General features: G+C 54.4%; 19 protein-coding genes and 1 other RNA gene. 14 read left to right on the top strand and 6 right to left on the bottom strand.

Annotated elements, in window-relative coordinates:
* Positions 1 to 25 precede the first annotated feature (25 nt).
* From rimM to lysS, 6 genes are all read right to left on the bottom strand, one after another.
* Positions 26 to 571: a ribosome maturation factor RimM gene (gene rimM, locus RDM37_RS05060; RefSeq protein WP_308555557.1), complete on the bottom strand. Its 546-nt coding sequence runs from the start codon at positions 569 to 571 to the stop codon at positions 26 to 28.
* A complete protein-coding gene (gene murA / locus RDM37_RS05065; protein WP_299369826.1) occupies positions 564 to 1,874 on the bottom strand; it encodes a UDP-N-acetylglucosamine 1-carboxyvinyltransferase in 1,311 nt (436 codons plus the stop codon). Before murA ends, rimM begins: the two co-directional genes overlap by 8 nt.
* Before the next feature lie 42 nt (positions 1,875 to 1,916).
* Complete coding sequence (locus RDM37_RS05070) at positions 1,917 to 2,603, bottom strand: DUF4290 domain-containing protein (protein ID WP_308555559.1); 687 nt, start codon at positions 2,601 to 2,603, stop codon at positions 1,917 to 1,919.
* A gap of 20 nt (positions 2,604 to 2,623) precedes the next feature.
* A complete protein-coding gene (locus RDM37_RS05075; RefSeq protein WP_308555561.1) occupies positions 2,624 to 3,991 on the bottom strand; it encodes a glucose-6-phosphate isomerase in 1,368 nt (455 codons plus the stop codon).
* 59 nt (positions 3,992 to 4,050) lie between these two features.
* Positions 4,051 to 5,058 carry an NAD(P)H-dependent glycerol-3-phosphate dehydrogenase gene (locus RDM37_RS05080; protein WP_308555563.1) on the bottom strand — a complete coding sequence of 336 codons (1,008 nt, stop codon included), beginning with the start codon at positions 5,056 to 5,058 and terminating at the stop codon, positions 4,051 to 4,053.
* 61 nt (positions 5,059 to 5,119) lie between these two features.
* Positions 5,120 to 6,859, bottom strand: a complete 1,740-nt coding sequence (lysS, locus tag RDM37_RS05085; RefSeq protein WP_308555565.1) for a lysine--tRNA ligase — start codon at positions 6,857 to 6,859, stop codon at positions 5,120 to 5,122.
* Between the two features lie 1,003 nt (positions 6,860 to 7,862).
* On the opposite strand from lysS, the gene pyrB reads away from it, so the two are divergent.
* The 14 genes from pyrB (at position 7,863) to tgt (ending at position 24,777) form a co-directional block, all read left to right on the top strand.
* The gene (gene pyrB, locus RDM37_RS05090) at positions 7,863 to 8,777 is read left to right on the top strand and encodes an aspartate carbamoyltransferase (RefSeq protein WP_308555592.1); all 915 of its coding nucleotides are present in this window, start codon (positions 7,863 to 7,865) and stop codon (positions 8,775 to 8,777) included.
* A 13-nt stretch (positions 8,778 to 8,790) separates the two neighbouring features.
* Positions 8,791 to 9,276 carry an aspartate carbamoyltransferase regulatory subunit gene (gene pyrI / locus RDM37_RS05095; RefSeq protein ID WP_293964089.1) on the top strand — a complete coding sequence of 162 codons (486 nt, stop codon included), beginning with the start codon at positions 8,791 to 8,793 and terminating at the stop codon, positions 9,274 to 9,276.
* Positions 9,277 to 9,311: 35 nt separating this feature from the next.
* Complete coding sequence (locus tag RDM37_RS05100; RefSeq protein ID WP_308555568.1) at positions 9,312 to 9,932, top strand: LemA family protein; 621 nt, start codon at positions 9,312 to 9,314, stop codon at positions 9,930 to 9,932.
* A gap of 104 nt (positions 9,933 to 10,036) precedes the next feature.
* Positions 10,037 to 11,326, top strand: coding sequence for a TPM domain-containing protein (locus RDM37_RS05105; RefSeq protein WP_308555570.1), 1,290 nt, complete (start codon positions 10,037 to 10,039; stop codon positions 11,324 to 11,326).
* Between the two features lie 30 nt (positions 11,327 to 11,356).
* Positions 11,357 to 12,379, top strand: coding sequence for a calcium/sodium antiporter (locus RDM37_RS05110; RefSeq protein WP_308555572.1), 1,023 nt, complete (start codon positions 11,357 to 11,359; stop codon positions 12,377 to 12,379).
* A 196-nt stretch (positions 12,380 to 12,575) separates the two neighbouring features.
* Positions 12,576 to 12,971, top strand: an RNA gene (gene rnpB / locus RDM37_RS05115) — RNase P RNA component class A.
* Positions 12,972 to 13,063: 92 nt separating this feature from the next.
* Positions 13,064 to 14,518: a YihY/virulence factor BrkB family protein gene (locus tag RDM37_RS05120; RefSeq protein WP_308555574.1), complete on the top strand. Its 1,455-nt coding sequence runs from the start codon at positions 13,064 to 13,066 to the stop codon at positions 14,516 to 14,518.
* A gap of 11 nt (positions 14,519 to 14,529) precedes the next feature.
* Positions 14,530 to 15,447 carry a patatin-like phospholipase family protein gene (locus tag RDM37_RS05125; protein WP_308555576.1) on the top strand — a complete coding sequence of 306 codons (918 nt, stop codon included), beginning with the start codon at positions 14,530 to 14,532 and terminating at the stop codon, positions 15,445 to 15,447.
* A 3-nt stretch (positions 15,448 to 15,450) separates the two neighbouring features.
* Complete coding sequence (locus RDM37_RS05130; protein WP_308555578.1) at positions 15,451 to 17,148, top strand: alpha-amylase family protein; 1,698 nt, start codon at positions 15,451 to 15,453, stop codon at positions 17,146 to 17,148.
* 91 nt (positions 17,149 to 17,239) lie between these two features.
* Entirely contained in the window at positions 17,240 to 18,025 is a 786-nt protein-coding gene (locus RDM37_RS05135) for a sulfide/dihydroorotate dehydrogenase-like FAD/NAD-binding protein (protein WP_308555580.1), read from the top strand.
* Between the two features lie 31 nt (positions 18,026 to 18,056).
* Complete coding sequence (gene gltA, locus RDM37_RS05140; RefSeq protein WP_308555583.1) at positions 18,057 to 19,532, top strand: NADPH-dependent glutamate synthase; 1,476 nt, start codon at positions 18,057 to 18,059, stop codon at positions 19,530 to 19,532.
* Positions 19,533 to 19,557: 25 nt separating this feature from the next.
* Positions 19,558 to 22,161, top strand: a complete 2,604-nt coding sequence (gene priA / locus RDM37_RS05145; RefSeq protein ID WP_308555585.1) for a primosomal protein N' — start codon at positions 19,558 to 19,560, stop codon at positions 22,159 to 22,161.
* A gap of 90 nt (positions 22,162 to 22,251) precedes the next feature.
* On the top strand, positions 22,252 to 23,634 hold the full coding sequence (locus RDM37_RS05150; RefSeq protein WP_308555587.1) for a DUF3078 domain-containing protein: 1,383 nt from the start codon (positions 22,252 to 22,254) through the stop codon (positions 23,632 to 23,634).
* A gap of 12 nt (positions 23,635 to 23,646) precedes the next feature.
* Complete coding sequence (gene tgt / locus RDM37_RS05155; protein ID WP_308555590.1) at positions 23,647 to 24,777, top strand: tRNA guanosine(34) transglycosylase Tgt; 1,131 nt, start codon at positions 23,647 to 23,649, stop codon at positions 24,775 to 24,777.
* Positions 24,778 to 24,979: the final 202 nt, after the last annotated feature.

The following is a 24,979-nucleotide window of genomic DNA, read 5'->3' on the forward strand; positions in this document are numbered from 1 at the left end:
GTCTGCTTTGGGAAAAGGGTTGGGCTTACAAGTCTAGTAGTCCTTGGGGTATGTGTAGCTGGATGGTCCTGCTCTCAGGGTCTATCGCCTCGACAAGCTCCTCGTGAATGGGGATCAAGTGCTGAGTGCCGTCGGAGGTTTCGATCGTAAGGAGGATGTTTTCCGTTTGGTCATTGACCTCTAGGATCGTGCCGACAGGTTCCTCCTCGGGGGTGACTACTCGGTAGCCTGCGAAGTGATCCCAGCTATAAGCGACCTCGCTCTCTGCCAGTAGCTCTGTGGGAACGAAGAGCCGCCACCCAGTCATCTTCTCAGCAATCGATCGGTCAGCGACATGAGCCAGGGTGAGCAGGTAGCTGTCTCCTTTGCTGCGATAGCTCAGGAGCTGGTACGGCACAGGTAGCGCATCGATCTCGGCAAAGAGGTAAAAGGCTTCGCGACTGGGGTCGCTACAGAGAGTCTCCAGCTCGATGGTCAGGTAAGCGGTTAGCTCACCACGCACGCCGTGTGGCTTGCCTAGGTGGCCAACGGGCGTGAGCTCCGGTACGGTAAAAGCGGTCGTGCTACTCATCGCGTCTCTCGATGTGAGCGCCTAGAGCGTTGAGCCGCTCGTGTAGATGCTGGTAGCCACGGTCTATCTGCTCCGCATTGTTGACCACACTGGTGCCATCGGCACTCATAGCGGCTATCAAGAGCGCGATACCAGCGCGTATATCTGGCGAAGCCATCACGGCAGGACGCAAACGGGTCTGGTGGTCTTTGCCAACGACCACTGCTCGGTGTGGGTCGCAAAGGATGATCTGTGCACCCATATCGATGAGCTTATCCACAAAGAAGAGACGACTCTCAAACATCTTCTGATGAATGAGGACGGTACCCTTAGCTTGTGTCGCTACGACAAGGAAGACGCTCAGCAGGTCTGGCGTGAGTCCTGGCCACGGCGCATCGGCGATGGTGAGGATAGAGCCATCCATAAAGGTCTCTATCTCGTAGCTCTCTCTAGCGGGTATGATGAGGTCATCGCCTCGCTCTATAATCTCGATGCCGAGCTTGCGAAACATCTGCGGAATGAGTCCTAGGTCGGGCAGACCGACGTTCTTGAGCGTTAGCTCGCTCTGCGTCATGGCTGCGATGCCGATGAAGCTGCCCACCTCGATCATATCGGGCAGGATACGATGCGTCGTGCCGTGTAGTCGCTCGACACCCTCGATGGTGAGCAGGTTAGAGCCGATGCCTGAGATGCGAGCTCCCATGGAGACGAGCATACGGCAGAGCTGCTGTATGTACGGTTCGCAAGCAGCATTATATATAGTGGTCTTGCCCTCGGCTAGAACAGCCGACATGATCACATTGGCGGTACCTGTCACGGAGGCCTCCTCGAGGTGCATATAAGCTCCTCGCAGGTGTGGCACCTCTATGCGAAAGGCTCTACGATCCTGATCATACTCGCACTCCGCCCCTAGGGTGGCAATGCCGATCAGGTGGGTGTCTAGTCGACGACGTCCTATCTGATCACCACCGGGCTTAGGGAAGACCGCATGGCGACAACGACCAACGAGAGGACCGACGAGTAGGACGGAGCCACGCAATATCTTGCTCTCATGGAGGAACTGCGGGGAGTCGACGAAGTCTAGATCTATCTCCTGAGCTTTGAAGCGATAGCTGTCGTGGCTGAGTCGTGTCACCTCGACACCGAGCAGCTCTACGAGCTTGATGAGGTTGTTGACATCGAGGATGTCTGGGACATTCTCTAGGATGACCTCTTCGCTGGTTAGTAAGGTGGCGGCGATGACTTGGAGCGCTTCGTTTTTAGCTCCCTGTATGGTTACCTCGCCATGAAGTCTGTGACCTCCCTCGATGATGTAAGATGCCATAAGCTAGTATCGTAAGAGTAAGATAGTGAGTGTCTGTATCGGCTAACGTCTAGAACGGTTGGGGCGGCCACCACGGCGACCTCCTCTGGAGTTGTTGCCTCCCCGTGCTGGACGCCTGAACTGTCGTCTAGAGCGGTTGCCTCCCCGTCCCTGAGGCGTGCGTCGTGTGGCAGCGTCTAGCTGGTGCTCCTCTTCGGTCAGCACGAGCTTACCGCCGGAGAGTTCGTAGAGATCCTTAAAGATGGTGTAATCGTCGACGGCACGCTTATTCCACAAGATATAAGCCTGCTTCATGCGGTTGGCAATGGAGAGTGCCAAAGCCTCGCGCTCGTCACCCTCGGGCATCTCGCACGCTTTCTTGATCAGCTCCTGAATGAGGTGACCATAGTGGCGGTAGATGATGTCGTCCTCGGGATAGGACAAGGGTTCGGGCGCACCACGGAGCGCCTCCTCGTGAATGGGCTCTACGGGGTAGTCAATGTCTAGCGCGAAGTGCGACATAACGGCGAGGTGATCCCAGAGGACTTTGTGATCCTCCGACTTCTTAGCCTGCTCGGGCTGTATGATCGCCATCGCCTTGACAATAGCGTGCGCGCATCGAGTCCGCTCGTCGCGATCCTCAATGGTCAAGCAGTGGTCTACCATGTGCTGGATATGGTGTCCATACTCAGGGAGAGGGATGGCCTCGTGGTAGCTTTTTTGGGGGGGTGTTTGTATCGTATCTGTCATTGTTGTAATCTGTCGTAAGTTCATTTGTTGAGCCGCTGGCGCATCGCTTTTGTCTCGCTCTCGAAGCCTGGCTTAGCGAGGAGGGCAAACATATTGCGCTTGTAGTCCTCCACGCCTGGCTGGTCAAAGGGGTTGATCCCCATCATATAGCCACTGACGGCGACCGCATACTCCATCGTATAGATGAAGGCACCAATCGTCCTAGCATCGATCTGCGGCAACTGCAACTGCAAGACTGGCACACCGCCATCTTCGTGTGCTAAGAGCGTGCCTAGATGCGCCTGCTCATTGACATGGTGCATCGTTTCGCCTGCTAGGTAGTTGAGCCCGTCTAGGTTTTGCTCATCTGTCGGGATGGAGATGGTGTCTCGCGGCGTGTCGACGACAATCATCGTCTCGAGGATGTTGTGGGGACCCTGCTGTATCCACTGCCCCATGGAGTGCAGATCGGTCGTGTAGGTCAGAGAGAGCGGGAGTAGTCCCTTGCCCTCCTTGCCTTCGCTCTCGCCAAAGAGCTGCATCCACCACTGCCCCATGGCACTCAGCCGAGGCTCGAAGGCGACCAGCACTTCGCTCACAGCGCGCTCTCGATAGGCGGCTTGTCTTGTCACGGCATACTGCACGGCTGGGGTCTCTAGCGGATGCTCCGTACTACGATATAGGAGTGCCGTGTCACTCGCGCCTTGGAGCAAAGCCTCAATGTCAAAGCCTGCCAGAGCAATCGGCAACAACCCCACAGGAGTCAGCACGGAGAAGCGACCGCCCACATTATCTGGTATGACGAAGGTATCGTACCCCTGCTCGTCTGCTAGGCGACGCAGAGCACCCCGCTTCTTGTCGGTAATGGCTACGATACGTCGCTTAGCCACCTCCTGCCCATCACGAGCCACTAAGTATTGGCTCAGCATGCGGAAGGCAATGGCCGGCTCGGTCGTCGTGCCACTCTTAGAGATATTGACAATGCCAAAAGGCTTGTCCACAACCAGATCCATCAGATCGTGCAGATAGTCACTGCTGATATTATTTCCAGCGAAGAGTACTTGCGGGCGTTCCAGCTCCGGCTGACGATGTGCGGAGAAATGGTCTCCGAGTGCCTCCATGACCGCTTTGCCGCCTAGGTAACTGCCCCCGATGCCTATACATATTATATATAGGCACTCATGGCGAAGCCTGTCGGCTACCGTCTGTACTCGCTTGCAAAGGTCACGCTCGAGCATCTCCTCGGGGAGCGTGAGCCAGCCTAAGAAGTCGTTACCAGCGCCTGAGCCTGTATGTAGCGTCTCAATCGCTGCGAGCGCATCTTGCTTCGCCTGGCGGATGGTCTCTGCCGATAGATGAGCTTGCGCATGTGTTGTGTCGATCTGGATGAGCGATGCGGCTGTCTTCATGGTTGTATCGTGTGTTAGGTTAGAAGGTTTTGTCCGTCAGCAGGGTCTTGAGCCAGTGTTTAGCGGAACTTGAGCGAGAGCCGCTCAATAGTCTCCTTGGCCGACTGCTTATTATAGAGTATCTCGTAGACAGCGTCCATGATCGGCATATTGACTCGGTAGCGTGTCGTGTTGAGTTCGCGCACACACTTAGCACCGTAGTAGCCCTCCGCCACCATCTCCATCTCCACCTGCGCTGCCTTGACGCTGTACCCCTTGCCGATCATCGTGCCGAAGGTACGGTTGCGACTATAATTGGAGTAAGCAGTCACGAGCAGGTCGCCTAGATAGACCGAGTTGGTGATGACACGATGGTTGAGCAAGTGTACCGTATTGACAAAGCTATTCATCTCAGCAATGGCGTTGCTGATGAGGACGCTCTGGAAGTTGTCTCCATAGTTGAGTCCGTTGCAGATACCCGCAGCGATGGCGTAGATGTTCTTTAGTACCGAGGCAAACTCAATGCCGACCACATCGTCCGACGTGGTACAGGTGATGTAGTCACACGAGAGCGTGTCAGCCATCAGATGCGCCAGCTCATTGCTGTAAGACCCTGTGGTCAAGTAGCTACGACGCTCCTGCGCTACCTCCTCAGCGTGACAAGGACCACTCACCACGCCGATCTGCTCCTTTGGCAGGGAGAACTCTTTAATAAGGAACTCCGAGACCAAAAGGTTTTCGTCAGGCACAATGCCCTTGATCGCATTGATGACCTGCTTGCCCCGCATGCTACTACGCTTCACCTTCTTGAGGTAGTGCTTGATGTAGGGCGAAGGGGTCACCAAGATGATGGTGTCACTATTGCGAAAGAAGGGGTTGATCGATCCCTCGGTGTAGAAGGTTATCCTCTCTGGATCAAAGGCTGCACTCGAGAGGTAGTCGGGGTTGTGTCCCGTAGCCTTAAAGCGCTGCACCTGATCATCACGACGCACAAACCAATTTATCTCAGGCGTAGACTCTAGAGATATCTTAGCCAGTGCAGTAGCCCAGCTACCACTACCTAGTATGCCTATGCGACCAATATCCATATTGACTGTATCGTATACACGCCATGCCCTCTAGCGAGAGAGGGACATGCGTGAACTTTGATTATTTCGTAGACTCCTCGCCCACCCACTTGGATATTTCCTCCAGTGCGGGGATCTGCAAGCCTAGCTTATACTTCTTATTGATATCCATCATCTGCTGCATCACCTTGCCCGGAGCTTTGCCCGCAAGGTCTGCGACAGTGAGATAGCCCGCTTTCTGCAGGAGTGGCACCCATGTCTTGTCAATGCCAGCGGCTACATAAGCCTCCTCCTTGTCACGCTTAGGCTGTATCTCAGGACGCATCTGTGGGAAGAGCAATACCTCCTGAATACTCTCCTGACCAGTCAAGAGCATCACAAGGCGGTCCATACCGATACCCATACCAGACGTGGGGGGCATGCCAAACTCTAGAGCGCGTAGGAAGTCGTGATCGATATACATCGCCTCATCGTCTCCACGCTCGCTCAGACGTAGCTGATCCTCAAAGCGGTGACGCTGATCTATCGGATCATTGAGCTCTGAGTAAGCATTAGCCAGCTCCTTACCATTGACAAATAGCTCGAAGCGCTCTGTCAGATCGCTTCTATCGCGGTGCTCCTTAGTGAGCGGAGACATCGCCTTAGGATAGTCTATGATGAAGGTAGGCTGCACCAAGTGTGGCTCAGCAACGGCACCAAAGAGTTCGTCGATCAGCTTGCCGACACCCATCGTGTCGTCGATCTCTACGCCCTTATCTTGGCACACTTTGCGTAGCTCAGCCTCGTCCATACCATCGATATTGACCCCGCCATACTCTTGGATAGCGTCAATCATAGTAAGGCGACGATAGGGAGGCTTAAACTCTATCGTGTGCTCCCCTACCTGAATGGTCGTAGAGCCTAGCACCTCTTGACAGATATGCTCGATCATCTGCTCCGTCATCTGCATCATCCATCGGTAGTCCTTGTAGGCGACATAGATCTCCATACAGGTAAACTCAGGATTGTGCGTCCGGTCCATACCCTCATTGCGGAAGTTACGGCTAAACTCGTAGACCCCCTCGAAGCCACCCACAATCAGCCTCTTGAGGTAAAGCTCATTGGCGATGCGTAGGTAGAGCGGTATGTCAAGCGCATTGTGGTGCGTCACGAAGGGACGGGCCGCAGCACCGCCAGGGATAGACTGCAGGACAGGTGTATCCACCTCTAGGTAGCCACGCGAATTGAAGAAGTTGCGCATCGACTGGAAGATCTTTGTACGCTTGATGAAGATGCCCTTCACCTCCTCGTTGACTATCAAATCTACGTAGCGACGACGGTAACGCAGCTCAGGATCGGTAAAACCATCGAAGACCTGATCATCCTTAGCCTTGACGATAGGGAGCGGACGCAGTGCCTTGCTCAGCAAGGTCAGTTCCTCAGCATGCACCGAGATCTCGCCCGTCTGGGTACGGAAGACAAAGCCCTTGACACCGACGATGTCGCCAATGTCGAGAAGCTTCTTAAAGAGCTTGTTGTATAGATCCTTATCCTCTCCTGGGCAGAGGTCATCACGCGTCACATAGACCTGTATACGCCCCGAGGCATCTTGTAGCTCCATAAAGGAAGCCTTGCCCATGATACGTCGGCTCATGACACGGCCAGCGATGCTCACCTCCATGCGAGGTGCCTCATCTTGATATTGGTCCTGTATCTCCTGCGCATGTGCCGTCACGACATACTCGGCTGCGGGATAAGGGTTGATGCCCATCTGACGTATCTCGTCTAGGCTGTTGCGACGTGCTATCTCCTGGTCACTAAGTTCTAGTAAGTGTAAGTCCATAACTATAGTTAAGTATAAAAACGCTCCACCCGCTGAGTATACAGCAATAATAGGTGGTAAATACCCATCCCGTCCCCCTCAGATCGGCTGGGGAGGAAAGACAGGCTCAAGCTAGCTGAGGCGTATCTGCAATACACCCTCTGCAAAAGTACTCATTTTAGACCTCACTACCAAAAGCTCCCCCCCTAGACTCTAGGTTGACGCCTTATAATCGCTCTGTCAGGAGCTACACATGAGCGACAAGCGAGGAGTATATATATAATGTGTCACCCCTAACCTCTAATCGCTTTACATATCTTTACGGAGAAATTTGTCCGATTCCCTCCTTTCTCGAATATCCACGTGGAAAATCTCAAATCTCCACGTGGATATTTTTTATTTTCCACGTGGGCGTCATTCATTTCCTCCGAAGTTTCATTTGATTCCTCCGAGGAATTTTTTATTTCCTACCTGGGAAATAAAAATTCTCCACGTGGAGATTTCGAAATATCCACGTGGAAATCACTTTTCCCCGACATAGCCCCGTATCGATATGTAGTCGGGTCTAAATTATTGTTACAAGCCTGCGCTGGATTTGCACAACCTGGGCTGACGCATTATAATCGTTTTTTTAGGAGCTACACATGAGCGACAAGCGAGGAATGGAGTGGTAGATGATCTCATTGTGCATAATGCGTCAGCTCACCCCCTAGACTCCAAAAATCTCAGTAGCTAGCGACTCGTGATATTTGTGGCATGGGGGTATACCCACGTGGCAAATCGCAAATCCCCACGTGCGAAATAAAAATTCTCCACGTGGGCGAGAAATAAAACTTCGGAAGAATGAAATGAAACTTCGGAGGAATCAAATGAAACTTCGGAGGAATTTTTTCTTCCCCACGTGGAAAATGAAAAACAGCCACGTGGGGATTGTTTTTTCGCCACACAACCTGAGCTAGCTCCTCTGTAGTCTCTTCCTTTTTTGTACCTTTACGGATGAATTGAATATAGCCTGTGCCTTATGATGAAGCATATCGTATCTATCGAGCAGTGTGATGAGCAAGATATACTACGTATCTTGGATCGCGCTGCACTCTTTGAGGCCAATCCTAATCGCCATCTAATGGATGGGATGGTGGGTGCCACCTTATTTTTCGAACCATCGACGCGTACCCGACTGAGCTTCGAGACGGCGGTCAATAGGTTGGGCGGACGAGTCATCGGCTTCTCCGATCCTAAGTCCAGTAGCTCGACAAAGGGCGAGTCGCTCAAGGACACCCTACTCATCGTCTCTAACTATGCCGACGTGATCATCATGCGGCACTACCTAGAGGGTGCTGCGCTCTATGCTACAGAGGTCTCGCCCGTGCCGATTGTCAACGCTGGTGATGGTGCCAATCAGCACCCCTCGCAGACGCTCCTCGATCTCTACACGATCCGCTCTACACAAGGATCGCTCAAGGATCTACACATCGTGATGGTGGGCGACCTGCGCTTCGGACGTACGATCCACTCGCTCATAGAGGGGATGCGCTTCTTCTCACCTCGCTTTACCTTTGTCGCACCGCCTGAGCTACGACTCCCCGAGGAGTACCGACAGTATTGCGATGAGCATCATCTACGCTATGAGGAGACTTCGCTCTTTACCCCTGAGGTGATCGCCGATGCCGACATACTCTATATGACTCGAGTGCAGCGAGAGCGCTTTACCGATATGGAGGAGTATGAGCGTGTCAAGGATGTCTACATACTTAATAAGGAGATGCTACAAGGCACTAAGGACAATCTGCGCATCCTCCATCCCCTACCCCGTGTCAATGAGATTGCGATCGATGTGGATAGCAGTCCTAAGGCGGAGTACTTTCGCCAAGCTCAGAACGGACTCTACATACGTCAGTCGATACTCTGCGAGGTACTCGGTATAGAAGTTGATAAGTAACACACTACACACTATGAATGCTAAGTCTCAGAAAGCTCTAATCAAGCAGCAAGAGGGGATGATGGTCACAGCCATCTGCAATGGCACCGTGATAGATCATATTCCCCCCAGAAAGCTCTTTAAGATAGCCCACCTCTTACAGCTCGAAGGTATGGAGGAGCCTATCACGATAGGCAACAACTTAGATAGTCGCTACCTAGGCAAGAAGGGGATCATCAAGATCTCCGGACGGATGCTCTCCGATGAGGAGGCAAGCCGTATAGCACTCCTCGCCCCAGATGTGCATGTCAATATAATTAAGGACTATGAGGTGGTGGAAAAGCGGACGCTACACCTGCCCGAGGAGATTATTGGCTTCGTCAAGTGCCCCAATGCTAAGTGCATTACGAACAATGAGCCCGTGCGTACGCACTTTCACCTCATCGATGCTGAGCACGAGGTGCTACGCTGTCACTACTGCGGACGAAAAGTATCGGAGGAGCGTATCGAGCTACTCTAGTCAACGAACTCACTAACAAACAAAGACTTAATACTATGACAAATCAATCTACAGCCACCAAGTCACGTCGTGGTCTGACGATCACAATTATCATCGTGGCGGTCGTACTGCTCCTTGTCTTCTGGGGCGTGGGTCAGTACAACTCGCTCGTGAAGCTAGACGAGCAGGTCAACAGCTCGTGGAGCCAAGTGGAGAACCAATACCAGCGCCGTGCCGACCTCATCCCCAATCTTGTGGAGACAGTCAAGGGCTACGCCTCTCATGAGCGTGAGACCCTAGAGGGAGTGATCAATGCCCGCGCTAAGGCTTCACAGCCCATCGTCCCATCTGGCGAGGGGATGACTCAAGAGCAACTCAATCAATTCCAGCAAGCTCAGGGGGACCTAACCAGTGCGCTTAGCAAACTGATGGTTGTCGTGGAGCGTTACCCCGAGCTCAAGGCAGACGAAAACTTCCGCCAGCTACAGGCTCAGCTAGAGGGTACGGAAAACCGTATCACGGCGGCCCGCATGGACTTTAATAACCAGACACAGCAGTACAATACGAAGATACGTCACTTCCCGACGAATATCTGCGCTGGTATCTTTGGCTTCCGCCAGCGTCCTTACTTCCAGGCAGAGGCTGGTGCAGAGCAAGCTCCTCAAGTAAAGTTTTAGTTGTTAGAGGTAGAGGGATAGGACTTCACTAGAGCTCTAGTGGCACTAGTGAGCCTAGCCCTCCTCTCTCTCTAACTTCTAATCTCTAACCTCTAGACTCCCCCATGAAGCGCACCTTACTCTTACTCGGACTACTGCTATCCTTTTGGGCACTGCCTGCTCAGAAGGCTGTCTCGTGGGAGGATATCCCGAACGTACAGCTACAGGACAGCACGCAGTTTGTCTCCGACGTAGCGCACATCATCGAGCCCGAAGCGCGACAACGAATCAACGAAGCGATCCTAAGCATGCGCCAGACGCATGGCGTGGAGGGGGTCGTCATCACCCTCCCCACCATCGGTCAGAGTGGCTCTATCGAAGATCTCGCACGAGAGATACTTCGTGGCTGGGGCGTAGGCTCTAAGATAGACAATAGTGGCTTCGTCATGCTCATCTCGCTAGATAGTCGTCAGATACGCATCGAGACGGGCTACGGACTAGAGGGCGTGCTACCAGATGCCCTCTGTAGTCAGATCATCGCTCATCGTATGGTGCCACACTTCAAGCGTGGAGACTATAGTACAGGTATCCTCTCTGGCGTGCAGGCGATACAAGAGACGATCACGGCAAACTACGAGGGGGCGACGCGCACCGATGGTACCGAGGAGGATCAAGTGGCGGATGGCGTATTCAATGGATTGGTAGTCCTCTTGGTGCTGATCCTCTGTGTCGTCATGCTGGTCTCTTACAAAGACGAGCAGACAGCTCCGGAGCAGCGCATCAAGCGACTCAACAGGCAGATCCTAGGCTTCCTATTCATAGCTTTGATCTTAATGATCGGTGGGAGCTTCCTCTTGATAGCAGGTGCCATCGTAGTACTCCTTGCTCTCTATGCAATCCTGCGCCACCGTCTCTCTCTAGAGGCACTCATCTGTCGCACATGTCACCAGAGCAAGCTACAGACTCTCTCAGACACGGCTAAGCTGTCGCTACTCACGCCTGCACAGCAGCTGGAGGAGCGACTCGGCAGTGTGCACTACCTCGTCAAGCAGTGTGATAATTGTGGAGCCGTGGAGCGTTATGGCGAGGTAGCCGGTAACTCCCCCTACAAGCGTTGTCCGCACTGCGGGACCTATGCGCTACAACACATCGGTACGCGTCGACTGCGCTCTACTGATCGGCATATCGCCTACATCCATCGTCAGGAGTATCACTGTCTCTACTGCGATCAAGACCATCACACAGACGAGACTGTCTACAAAGAGAGCAACTCTGCTCTAGGCGGAGCTATACTCGGCGGTATCATCGGTAGCTCCCTCGGACGAGGCGGTGGTGGTTTCGGTGGCGGAGGCTTCGGCGGCGGAGGCTTCGGTGGCGGTTCAGGCGGTGGCGGCGGTGCCACTGGAGGCTGGTAAACGTGTACTACACCTTATATCTTAGGCATTATGTCCATACTACTCTACTTCTTACTGCTCATACTAGGCTTGGTCATGATCACGGCTGGGGCCAACTTCCTCACCAATGGATCTGTGACGATCGCTGAGCGACTGGGCGTGTCGCAACTGGTGATCGGTCTCACGATCGTAGGCTTTGGCACCTCAGCCCCTGAGTTAGTCGTGAGCATCACCTCGGCGCTAGCCAACAAGCCGGACATAGCCATCGCCAACGTGGTAGGAAGTAACATCGCCAATATCCTCCTCATCCTAGGCGTCAGTGCTATGATCTACCCGATCCGTGTGACGCACGACGCTATGAAGAGAGACATCCCGATCGCCATGCTGGTCACAGCCATCTGTCTAGTTATGGCGAGCGATAATCTCCTCACGGGTGGCTTCTCGGGCAACATCATCGATCGTGGCGACGGCATCGTGCTCCTCTGCTTCCTCATCTTCTACCTTTATCTAGCCTTCATGTCTGCGGCCAAGGAAAAGGCACCCGAGCCTGATCTCTCGTCACTAGAAGATGATGCAGATAAGTCTAAGGCAAAGCATGCAACCAGGACACTGCTAATCTCTATCGCTAAGGTCATCGGGGGACTCGCACTACTGGTCTTCGGTGGACGTCTATTCGTAGACAATGCCTCTAGTATAGCACGCTCGTGGGGTGTGAGCGAAGCAATCATCGGACTCACCATCGTTGCCATCGGCACCTCACTACCAGAGCTGGCCACCTCGATCGTAGCAGCCGTCAAGCGTCAGCCCGACTTAGCCATCGGCAACGTCGTGGGAAGCAGCATCTTCAACATCCTCTTCATCCTCGGTGCCTCTGCCACAATCACGCCTCTAGTACCAGCTGGCATACAGCTCCTGGACTATCTGATGATGCTGGTGGCTGTCTTCCTCCTCTTTATCTTTAGCAACGTACTCGGACGAGCCATGATCAGCCGCAAGGAGGGCATTGCCCTGCTCGCCGTCTACGTAGCCTATATGACCTACCTTATCCTCCAGTCGCTAGGCGTCGGCATCTAACCACTCAGCCGCTCCCCCTTCAGCACTCGTTTTACAGAGTCATCTGGTTTAGCAAACTGCAGGATGCACTTTTACGGGCCTTTGAGTCTCTGGGGAAGGTCGAGCGATCACCGCTAATCGCTTCATTTTGTATCTTTGCACCTGTGGAGGCCATCGCTCTAGGGTGAGAGCCTCCCAGTGACGTATCATGGATATGGCAGTAGATCGGCTTGTCGCTGTCGCTACTGGATGAGAGCCTCGGCTCTGCATCTCGTGCGAGAGAGGAAAGTCCGGGCAACGCAGAGTACCATACTCCCTAACAGAGAGCTATCCGCGAGGGTAGGTGACGTGTAGAAGAGAATGACCGCCTAGAGGTGCCTCGGCACGCTAGGTAAGGGTGAGAAGGTGAGGTAAGAGCTCACCAGCAGTGTGGGTGACCCACTGGCTGTACACACTATGGGTTGCAAGATCAAGTATACCGACGCTATGAGGGCTGCTCGTCCTAGTCGGAGGGTAGATTGCTAGAGGCACTCGGCAACGGGTGTCGTAGATAAATGACAAGCACCACTCCTCGTGAGTGGCACAGAACCCGGCTTATAGACCTACTGTCCTCTCCGTGATTCGCTTCGCCAGCGCCGGGCGAGGTGATGCCCAGCAAAGCACACCTCCCTGTCGTACCATATATAATATAGTATCACTAACTTCATGCCACAACATACCAACTCTATACGACATAAGCGTTCCAGCTCTAAGCAAGCTACAACTGTAGAGCACGCTGCTCGCAAGCCCTCCACCTGGGTGCGCAAGCTCAAGGTGGGAGCCTACAAGGTGGTTCGCTTCCTCACGAGCGACATGTGGCACATACAGCCACAGGAGGTGCGAGGCTTCCGACGGCTCTACATCAATACGCTCAAGGCTCTCTATATGGCCATCAAGGGCTATGTGGATCAACGGTTGAGTCGCCATGCCTCGGCACTGACCTACCGGACGTTTCTTTCTATCGTGCCGATGCTCGCACTTCTTGTAGCTTTTGCCAAGGGCTTTGGTTTTCAAGACACGATCTACGACTTTCTGATGACCTATATGCCAGGGCATCAGAACGAACTGGACACGATGATGGGCTTTGTGGAGAACTATCTAGGACAGGTACAGGGAGGGCTCTTCTTAGGGGTCGGCTTGGTGCTGTTTCTCTACACGATCTTCCTCCTTTTGGACACGATCGAGCAGACCTTCAACGTCATCTGGGGGGTGCCGCGAGGACGCTCCATAGGACGTAAGCTGACGGACTACATCACGATGGTCGTGCTACTGCCTATCTTGATGACGCTCTCATCGGGAATGACCGTGATGATGGCGACGATAAAGAACACGTGGTTCAACGACTACATACTCTTCACGCCTCTGTGGGAGTTTATGCTCAAGCTCTTCCCGTACATCATCCTCATCTTTATGTTTGCGGGTATATTTATGGCACTGCCTAACACCCGTGTCAAGTTCCTCCCAGCACTCATCGCTGGTGCCATAGCTGGTAGTGCCTTCCAAATCCTGCAGGCACTCTACGTCAGCGGTATCCTATGGATCTCTAAGTACAATGCTATCTATGGTGGATTTGCCGCTATACCGCTCTTGCTCTTATGGCTGCAGGTGGTCTGGTCGATCACCCTCTTTAGTGCTAAGCTATGCTTCTCCATACAGAATGTGGTGAACTTTACTTACGCCAAGGATGCGACCAATGTCTCCCCTCGCTACTCCGACTTCCTGACGGTTCTGGTGATGGCTCACATCGTGCAGCGCTTCCTCGATCACACCGAGCCTGAGCCGCATGATATACCTTCGCTCTCAGAGGCTTGTCACCTGCCGATCAATCAGACCAGTGAGATCATCGCCAAGCTACTCGAGGAGGAACTGATCATCGAGGTCGTCTATAGCTCTCGTGACAAGGAGCTACACTACAACCTAGCCGTCGATCCCGACCTACTGACCGTGGGGTACCTCCTGGATCGTATGGATCGCTCAGGACATCGTAACCACATGCTCACGCAGCAGCAGTTTGCCGAGGAGTGGGAGCTGGTGGTCGCTTCACGTCGTGCCTTTACGGAGCCACCAGTGACGACGCTGCTCGCAGACCTGCCTCTAGGCAGAAAACCCTCAACCACCTAAATGAACCTGATATGGCACTCAACACTTCTGATCTAAAAGCTCAGGGAGAGCGTCTCATAGAGCGTAGCTCTGCCCTCATATCCACTTCGCTCGATAAGCTGGTAGAGCGTGTCCGCACATGGACTTACGGCAAGCGACCTACCTTCGGTCTCGCTCTCTGTGGCGGAGCTGCTCGTGGGCTAGCCTACATAGGTGTCTTTCGTTTTCTAGAGGAGCATAACGTACGCCCTGACATCATCGCCGGGACTAGCGTCGGCTCGCTCATGGGTGCTCTCTATGCAGACGGATACAGCAGTGAGGAGATCTATGATCTGTCGTCACACTTTGGCTTCATGAATATGACCTCGCTGACTGCTCCGAGGCTCTCACTGCTCAAGACCAATAAGTATCGGCAATTTCTCAAAGAGACCCTACGCCATGAGCGCATTGAAGATCTACCGATCCCCATGCACATCATCGCGACCAACTTGAATAAAGCCGAGGCGCGTGACTTTACAAAGGGTGACCTAGCCTCTACCGTGGTGGCTTCCTGCTCGATACCGATCCTCTTCGAGCCGGTTATCATCGATGGCGAGCAGTATGTCGATGGTGGGGTCTTTATGAATCTCCCCGCACGTCCTATCCGTGAGTCGTGCGACTTCCTCCTCGGGATCAACCTAAGCCCGGAGGTGGACAATACGCCTACGAAAAACATACTTCGCCTCTCGGACCGTCTCATTCGCATTATGATGCGTGCTAATGTGACTATCGATCTAGAGCTATGCGATGTCGTACTTCAGTCGCCACTGCTCTCGCACTTTGGTGCCTACGATGTATCTCCCGTAGATATCATCTCAGACATTGGCTACCAGCTCATCAGCAAGGCATACGAAGAGGAGGAGCAGTTTAGAGAGATCATCGATCTACTCTCACAAGAGGGCAAAGCATAGGCTATGCGCACCATAATCTACTCCACACTAGTACGTCTATGGGGTAATAAGAAAGCGCACGCTCAGCTGACGCCTCATGGCACTCTAGAGCAAAACGGCACAGGCACGCTCGAAGACTTTGACGATGCAGCACTTGACTACCTCGCTTCGCTAGGAGTCTCTCACCTGTGGCCGATAGGGATCATACGCCACGCCACCCAGACACCTTTGCATAGTTGGACTGACTGTCCTGACCAGCACCCCGACATTGTCAAGGGGCAGGCAGGCTCGCCCTACGCTATCACCGACTACTACGACGTACACCCGACCATCGTGCGAGAGCCGATGAGGCGACGAACGGCTTTTCGCTCTTTTGTAGAGCGCTGCCATCGTCATGGGCTGAAGGTGATCATAGACTTTGTCCCTAACCATGTATCACGACAGTATGATGGTACTCACACGCCCCAGGGGGCTACTCCGCTGGGAGCTAAAGATGATAGGAGCAAAGCGTTTGATCCGAACAACAACTTCTACTACCTACCCGGCACTTCGCTTCAGTTACCCAATCGCTCCTCTAGCTATCACGAGGAGCCGGCTCGTGTCACGGGTAATGACTGCTGGTCTGCCACTCCCTCAGCCAACGACTGGTACGAGACGGTCAAGCTGAACTATGGCGTGGACTACCGCCCCGATGGCTCTCGGATCTCACACTTTGACCCGACGCCTGCCACGTGGCTGCAGATGCGAGACATACTCTGCTACTGGGCTGCCGAGGGGGTAGACGGCTTTCGCTGTGATATGGTCGAGATGGAGCCGGTGGAGTTTTGGCACTGGGTCATACCGCAGGTGCAGGAGCAGTATCCCGTCACCTTTGTCGCAGAGATCTACCAGATAGACAACTACCACAAGTACTTAGAGGAGGGAGCCTTCGACCTACTCTACGACAAGAGCGGACTCTACGACACGCTCTACCAAGTGATCACTCAGGAGCGCTCGGTTTCTGCTATCGAAGAGCGACTCATCTACAATAATAAGGAGTACGCTCCCGATGAGCTACTCTACTTCCTAGAGAACCACGACGAGGTGCGTCTTGCCTCGCCTTACTTTGCCGACACGGCTCAGCGAGGACTCACCGCTATGACGCTGCTTGCGCTCGCTACCCCTAGCCCCCTACTCCTCTACGCTGGTCAGGAGTATGGAGAGAGAGGCGTCGATGCCGAGGGGTATAGTGGTCCTGACGGACGAACCACGATCTTTGACTACTGGAGCATTCCCGCTCTAAGTCAGCGTGACCCTGCCGACCCGATCTATCAAAGCTATCATCGCCTCATGCAGTGGGCACAGCATCCAGTCATCCTGAGAGGAGCTTTTCACTCGATACAGGAGCAGGCTCGTCAGTGGGGAGGCTTCAATGCTGAGCGCACCTACGGTTACCTACGACTACTAGACCCCGCAGAGCAAGAGGCTGGCGAAACAATCGGTATCGCCGTCCTCAGCAACTTCACGGCAGACCCACAGCGTTACCCACTCTTCCTCCCAGTCTCGGAGGAGCGCAGAGAGACGCAGCAGCTGCTGCGTGTGACGACACACAACTCTCTGGGAGCTCCCCACGAGCAGCTCTACGCCTTCCAGCCATGGGCTCCGCTGATCGTCGAACTTTCCCCTTATAGTGTACAGATAGTCGAGCTACGAAACGCAAATTCCGGTAGAATTAGTGGCTAGGTGGTGAAAAAGTCGTACCTTTGGCAATACCTATCTCTAGGTACCCTATCGAGACCATTCTTGATTAGCATATATCATATCACACAACGCTATGAATCGTATAGTCAGTAAGACTTTTCTCTCCGAAAAAGTAGCCAAGCTGGTTGTCGAGGCACCCCTGATTGCCAAGTCACGCCGTGCTGGACACTTTGTCATCGTACGTGTCACCGACCATAGTGAGCGCGTACCCTACACTATTGCCGATGCTGATGTAGATGCCGGCACGATCACGCTGATCGTTCAGGCAGTCGGCGAGTCCTCTCAGCGACTAGTTGCTCTGAACGCTGGAGACATGATCCACGATATCGTGGGGCCCCTAGGACAAGCCACACATATTGAGAACTTTGGCACCGTAGTCTGTGCTGGTGGTGGTGTCGGTATGGCACCGCTCTACCCGATCGCTCGAGCACTCAAGGCTGCTGGCAATAAGGTGATCGTCGTCGCTGCAGCACGTACTAAGGAACTCATCATACTAGAGAAGGAGTTCAGAGAGTTTGCTGACGAGGTCATCATCATGACCGACGATGGCTCCTATGGCACCAAGGGTCTCGTGACTGATGGTGTCGAGTCTGTCATCAAGCGTGAGAAAGTAGACCTCTGCGTGACCATTGGTCCCGCCATCATGATGAAGTTTGTAGCCCTGCTTACTAAGAAGTACAACATCCCCACCACCGCCTCACTCAATACCATCATGGTAGATGGCACGGGCATGTGCGGTGCTTGTCGTATCACCGTCGGAGGCAAGACGCGCTTCGTATGCGTCGATGGACCTGAGTTTGACGCTCACCAGGTAGACTTTGACGAGCTACTGATGCGTCTGAATACCTATAAGAAGTAACCGTATCACACTGAGCTAACCACATATTACAATGTCAGAACAAAAGGATCTGATCACCGCTCGTCGCAACGAACCTTGGCGCGAGGAGCTTCGCAAGGCACATACCGGCAAGGAGCGCATGGCTATACCACGAGTCAAGATGACTGAGGTGGACCCTCATGAGCGTGCTCACAGTCTAACGAAAGAGGTCAACTGTGGTCTCACCGAGGCTGAGGCGCGTCAAGAGGCTATTCGCTGTCTCGACTGTGCCAATCCCTCTTGTATGGAGGGTTGCCCCGTATCCATCAACATACCCTCTTTTATCAAAAACGTAGAGCGTGGAGACTTTGCCGCAGCTGCGCATATCATCCGTGAGAGTAGTTCGCTGCCCGCTGTGTGCGGTCGTGTATGCCCTCAGGAGAAGCAGTGTGAGAAGCACTGTATCTACACGGAGAAGATGAAGCGCGATGCCGTCGCCATCGGTTATCTAGAGCGCTTTGTAGCAGACTATGAGCGAGAGAATGGGCTGTACGAGCTACCCGAGATGGCTCCCGCCAATGGCAAGAAGATTGCCGTCATCGGTAGTGGTCCTGCTGGACTCTCTTTCGCTGGCGATATGGCGCGCTGGGGTTACGATGTGACCGTCTTCGAAGCTCTGCACGAGGTCGGTGGCGTGCTGAAGTATGGTATCCCCGAGTTCCGCCTCCCGCTACGCGTCGTCAATGCCGAGCTCAAGATCTTGGAGCAGATGGGCGTACACTTTGAGACCAATGTCGTCGTAGGGCGTACGCTCTCTTACGAGCAGCTACAGGAGATGGGCTTCGTAGGCATTTTCGTGGGTAGTGGTGCTGGTTTGCCCAACTTTATGAACATCCCTGGCGAAAACCTCGCTGGCGTCATGAGTTCTAACGAGTACCTCACTCGTGTCAACCTGATGGGTGCTGGCACCGAGGGTGCTGAGACACCTATCTATAAGGGAGACGTGGTCGCTGTGATCGGTGGTGGTAACACCGCTATGGACTCAGTCCGTACGGCACTCCGCCTTGGTGCTAAGCGTGCTATGATCGTCTATCGTCGTAGTGAGGAGGAGATGCCCGCACGTCATGAGGAGATCCTGCATGCTAAGGCTGAGGGCGTCGAGTTCCTCACCCTACATAACCCTATCGAGTACGAGGGCAACGAAAAGGGCAAAGTGCGCCGCATGAAGCTGCAGCGCATGGAGCTAGGCGACCCCACACCCGATGGTCGTCGCAAGCCGGTCCCCATACCCGGAGCTATCGATGAGGTAGATGTAGATGTCGTCGTCGTGAGCATCGGTGTCTCGCCGAACCCGCTCATACCACGCTCCTTCCAGGGTCTGGAAGTTTCGCCCAAGGGGACTGTCATCGTCAACGAGCAAAACCAGAGTTCTATCAAAGAGGTCTACGCCGGTGGCGATATCGTCCGTGGAGGTGCGACAGTCATCCTCGCTATGGGTGACGGACGCAAGGCTGCTGCCAATATGCACGCAGCTCTAAGCCAGCAGTAACTTAGCACAGCCAGTAGCTCTGCCTATGCTGGCGCGCATCATCCTACCCCTAGCCCTCGAGGAGGAGTACACTTATCGTGTACCCGAGGCGCTGTGTGAACAGGCGAGGGTCGGTATGCGTGCGCTAGTGCAGTTTGGCAGTAAGCGCTACTATTACGCTATCATATCTCAGCTGATCGAGGAGTCGGACAGACCTCTCGGTCAGCTGAAGTCTATTATAGCCCTACCCGATCGTGAGGCGATCGTGACCTCTAGGGAGATAGAGCTCTGGCGCTGGGGTGCCGCCTATTACATCTGTTCGCTGGGAGCCTGGCTCACCGCCGCTATACCGAGTAGCTACCTACCCTCTAGTGAGACGCAGGTAGCGTGGCGAGAGCCAGACGAAACGGCCGAAGGCGATCAAGCGACCGACTACAAAGCGACCGAACTATCGGAAGAGATACGCTGTGAGCTACTCTCCATGCGAGGGCATCAGGCGAAGGTGAGCAAGCTGGCGAAGATCCTTGGCGACCGTATTTACCCCGAGATAGACCGACTCCTGCAGGCTGGTGTACTCATCGGTAGTGAGTCTATACCACGTTACAGCCGCTCTGTGCAGGTCGGCTCGCCAGCCGTGCAGTTTGTCGAGGAGCTATGCTCTGAGGAGGCGCTCAGCGAACTTGTCGAGAGCCTCTCCCGCGCCAAGGCGCAGAGAGCTATGGTAGAGCAGCTGATAGACCTCCTCTACCAGCATGAGCTACCGCTCGACACGCCCCTACTCCGAGAGACACTCGTCGGGAGAGACACCAATCGGCAGGCCACACTCCGTACGCTCATCAAGCGAGGCATACTACGAGAGACGGCGACACTCGCCGACCCGCTCATACGCCCCACGGCACAGCGCACCGCCTCAGCAGCTGGAGAGCAGCGACAGAGTCAGCTCTTCGAGAGTCTCATCGGCGAAACGACCAAACCCGTACTCTACCAAGCTACAAGCAATGAAGAGCAAATAGAACTGGTCGTCTCGATGGTCGAGCAGATGCTCCAGCGCAACCCCGCAACACAGGTAACTATCTATGTGCCACAGCTCTTCCTCTTTGACCAAAGCCTGCTCTACAGTGCCCTGCAGCAGCTAGCCAGAGGCAGCGGAGAGAGACGACGAGCGACGCCCTTTGACCTCGTCCTCTACAGCTCCTCCACGACAGACGCTGAGCGGATGGCGCTACGTGCTAGACTCCTCGGGCTGACACACCGAGAGCGTGGACTCATCGTCCTCACCTCTCGCATGGGTAGCCTCCTACCCCTCTCGCACTGTGACCTCGTCATCGTTACCGACGAGGAGAGCAGTCGCTACAAGCAGTCCGAGCCAGCCCCGCGCTATCATGCGCGTGACCTGACTGTCGTCGCTTGCAAGAGCAGCCAGACGCCTCTCCTACTGACTACCGTCGCCCCCTCTGCCGAGGCACTATACAACGTCGAGCGGGGATACTACCGTTCGCTCAATCAGCTTGATACATCGACCACTACCACCCCCAGAGCACCACGCCCCTTCGAGCTGATCGACCTATCCCTTCAGCGCAAGCAGGGCAAGCTCCCATGGGGACAAATGCTCTCCATCGAGCTACGCAAAGCCCTCCTCGAGCAGTGCCAAGCAGGACACAAAAGCATCCTCCTACTCAATCGTCGGGGCTACGCTCCGCACCTCGTCTGTAGACATTGTCAGAAGACGCTCCAGTGTCCCAACTGCGATGTAGGACTGGTCTACCACAAGTCCACACAGAGCGTCAGCTGTAGCTACTGCTGCTTCACAGCGCCTGCTCCTCGCATCTGTCCTCACTGTCATCAGAGTGACCAGGTTCCACTAGACAAGAGTGAAGTTGCGATAGACAACAGCCGGGGGGCCTTTAGCATACAGGGCTACGGTGTAGAGCGTATCGCCGAGGAGCTCACGCTCTTCATCCCGACAGAGGTTCCCATCCTAGAGCTCAGTGCCTCGCAATACTATAATAAGGAGGCGCAGCAACGGATGCGTCAGCTGATACGTAGCGACGAGCCAGCCATACTGGTCGGCACCTCAAGTCTTATCTATCTAGATGCTATCCGCAATGTAGGGCTCATTGGCTTGGCAAATCTAGACCAGCTGATCGTGGGCGATGACTTCAGAGCCAACGAGCGGGCCTATGCCGCACTCAGTCGCTTCGGGAGCAACTACCCCTCAGCGCAGCTCTACATACAGAGCTACCAGACCGACACACCTCTCCTCGAGAGCCTGCAGGGCGGTGACACGGCAGAGCCTTATGGCATAGGCGAGCTAGCAGAGCGTGAGTACCTCCGCTTTCCTCCCTATGTGCGCCTCATCTACGTTTACATACGAGGAGCCTCCGAGGGAGATGTCTGCTACACCGCTGCAGCACTAGCACGTACGATGCAGACGGAGCCGTTTCAGTCACTCTGGCAGGCTTCTGAGTCCAACGCGCCCTACGTCTCTTGGGTGCGTATGCGCCATATTCGCTATATTTGCATGAAAATTCGTCCCTCTAGCCCTTGGCGGGAGGTGCGAAGGCAGATTTCTCATATTATCTCCACGATACAGAAGAGTGCTATCCAAGCTCGGAGGGTGCAGATCTACTGCGACGTAGATCCACTCTAGCACCATAAAGAGCTAGACGCTCAGCCTATTGTGTGGGGATGTGAGCTTTTTTTAGATTATACTCATTCGAGTCCTATATAAGTAGTATCCATGCATTACTATCGCTTTACCTTCTTATTATCACTCATCGCCCTTATCGGGGCATACCCCTTAGCAGCACAGGCAGATCACTCGGCAAGCCTCCAGAGCGAGGCTGACAGCGTCACGGCGCCCGTCGAGCTCACGACCCTCAAGGTGCAGTACCTCCTCAATCGCTCCAACCCCGTGGCACCACTACCCAAAGAGGTACTCCCCACCACCCTACTGCTGCAAGCTCCCCTCTCGTCGGCCGTGAGCGTCATCTCTACTGACCAAGCTCCCGAGCTATCTCTAGACTTACCCATCAGCTTAGTAAGCAAAAGCAGTCCAATTGCCACAGCACTGCAAAACGAGGAGCTACAGCTCCCCCTCTTACAGCAATACTACGAGCGTAGCTTGCAAAGCGTCAACCAGCTCAAGCTTGCCACCCCCACACTCATCACACGTCGAGAGGGCGACCTACTAGCACACCGCATAGATATGACCACCGTTGGGAGCTCGAAGCCCATCGTCGCAGCAGCCGTCGATACTCCCTTTGCAGGCGTTAATGCATCAGACCAGCTCCACGGGGTAACACTCGGGCGAAAATACTGGTTCCCAGGCTTAGAGAGTAGCATACAGTTTAGCCAGACCTACATCTCGCCCAACTGGCACAAGGGTGGTAACAGCGCGCTCGCCCTCCATAGCAAGCAGCTCCTCCGTCTGAGCTACGAAAAGGACAAGGTCAACTGGCTCAACGAGCTAGAGTGGCGTCTCGGACTCAACGCTGAGATACGTGACTCGCTCCAGGGGTACAACGTCTCTGACGACCTCCTCCGCCTACGTAGCAACTTAGGTATCAAAGCCTTCAAGGGGTGGTACTACTCACTAGATGTAGAGGCTCGCACGCAAGCCTTCGAGCAGCGATCTGAAGATAAGACCGTGGTCTACTCCGCCTTCGCCTCACCACTCACACTCACCGCGGGTCTCGGTATGAAGTGGGTCGTAGACAACAAGTCCAAGACCTACTACGGGCGTCGTTTCCGACTAGATCTCAATATCGCTCCCCTCGCCTATGACTTCAAGTGGTCTGCACGCAAGGATATAGATATGACCCGACATGGCTTTGAGGAGGGCAAAAACATCTACAGCGCCATCGGCTCTATGCTCCGCGCCAATATGATCTGGGACTTCACCGACACCTTTGCATGGGAGTCGCGACTCTACTACAATACCAGCTACAAGCGTATCGAGACCGAGTTTGAGAACTCACTCGTCTTCGCCTTCAGTCGCTACATCTCCACCCGTATCAACGTCTTGCTACGCTACGACGATGCCGTACCGCTCACCCCTGAGAATAGATCTCGTCTACAGATCTACGAGATGCTGACCATCGGCTTCGACCTGAAGATTTAACCAGCTGGCCTCATGCAGTTTACCATAGACCACAACTGTCCCCATAGCGACGCACGCACTGGAGTCATCAAGACCGCCCACGGAGATATACAGACCCCCGTCTTCATGCCCGTGGGTACCGCTGGAGCCATCAAGGCGGTCACGATGGAGCAGATGGAGCAGGAGACCGATGCGCGGATCATCCTCGGCAATACCTACCACCTCTACCTGCGTCCCGGCATAGAGATACTCAAAGAGGTAGGCGGTCTGCACCGCTTTGGCACTTGGAGCAAGCCCATCCTGACGGATAGTGGAGGCTACCAAGTCTTCTCGTTAGCAGCCATGCGACGCATCACACCCGAAGGCGTCACCTTCGCTTCGCACATCGACGGCTCCAGGCACCTCTTCACCCCCGAGCGGGTTATGGAGATAGAGCGTGCCATAGGGGCAGACATTATGATGGCCTTCGACGAGTGCTGCCCAGGAGATGCCAGCTACGCCTATGCTAAGCAGTCACTAGACACCACCGAGCAGTGGCTCGACCGCTGCATCAAGCACCTCGAGCATACCCCGCCTCTCTATGGTTACGAGCAGGCTCTCTTCCCAATCGTGCAGGGATGTGTCTACCCCGACCTCAGACGTCGAGCGGCCGAGCATATAGCTTCGCTAGGCGCCCCCGGCAATGCCATCGGCGGACTAGCTGTCGGCGAGCCTACCGACAAGATGTACGAGATGATCGAGCTGACCAATAGCATCCTTCCCAAGGATAAGCCACGCTACCTCATGGGCGTCGGTACACCAGCCAACATACTAGAGGGCATCGCACGTGGAGTCGACATGTTTGACTGCATCATGCCCACACGCAACGCCCGCAATGGTCAGCTCTTCACCTGGCAAGGCACCATCAACATACGCAATGCCAAGTGGCGCACCTGTCACGAGCCAATAGACCCCGAGGGCACCGCATCGACCGACCACCGCTACACCCGCGCCTACCTCTACCACCTCTTTAAGGCGCAGGAGATCACGGGGCTCACACTGGCTAGTATCCACAACATCGCCTTCTACCTCGACCTGGTCAACCAAGCGCACGACCACATCGTGGCAGGCGACTACACTGATTGGATGCGCAGCGTCCTGCCAGCCCTCACCCGCCGGCTCTAGCCCGTGCGTACAGTCAATGATCACTTACGCAATATCTTTCTCTCGGGGGAATTGTCCGAAGAGGGAACTATCCGGAAATCCCGAATAGTTCAGCAAGAAGAGACTGTTGCAAAAGTCAACAGTCTCACAATCTTGCAAGCAAGATTGTCTAGACTTTGCAGAAAGGATGAAGCGCAAGGCGCTGAGGGTGAGGTCTGAAGGG

Source organism: uncultured Porphyromonas sp., assembly GCF_902489635.1.
Lineage (GTDB): Bacteria > Bacteroidota > Bacteroidia > Bacteroidales > Porphyromonadaceae > Porphyromonas.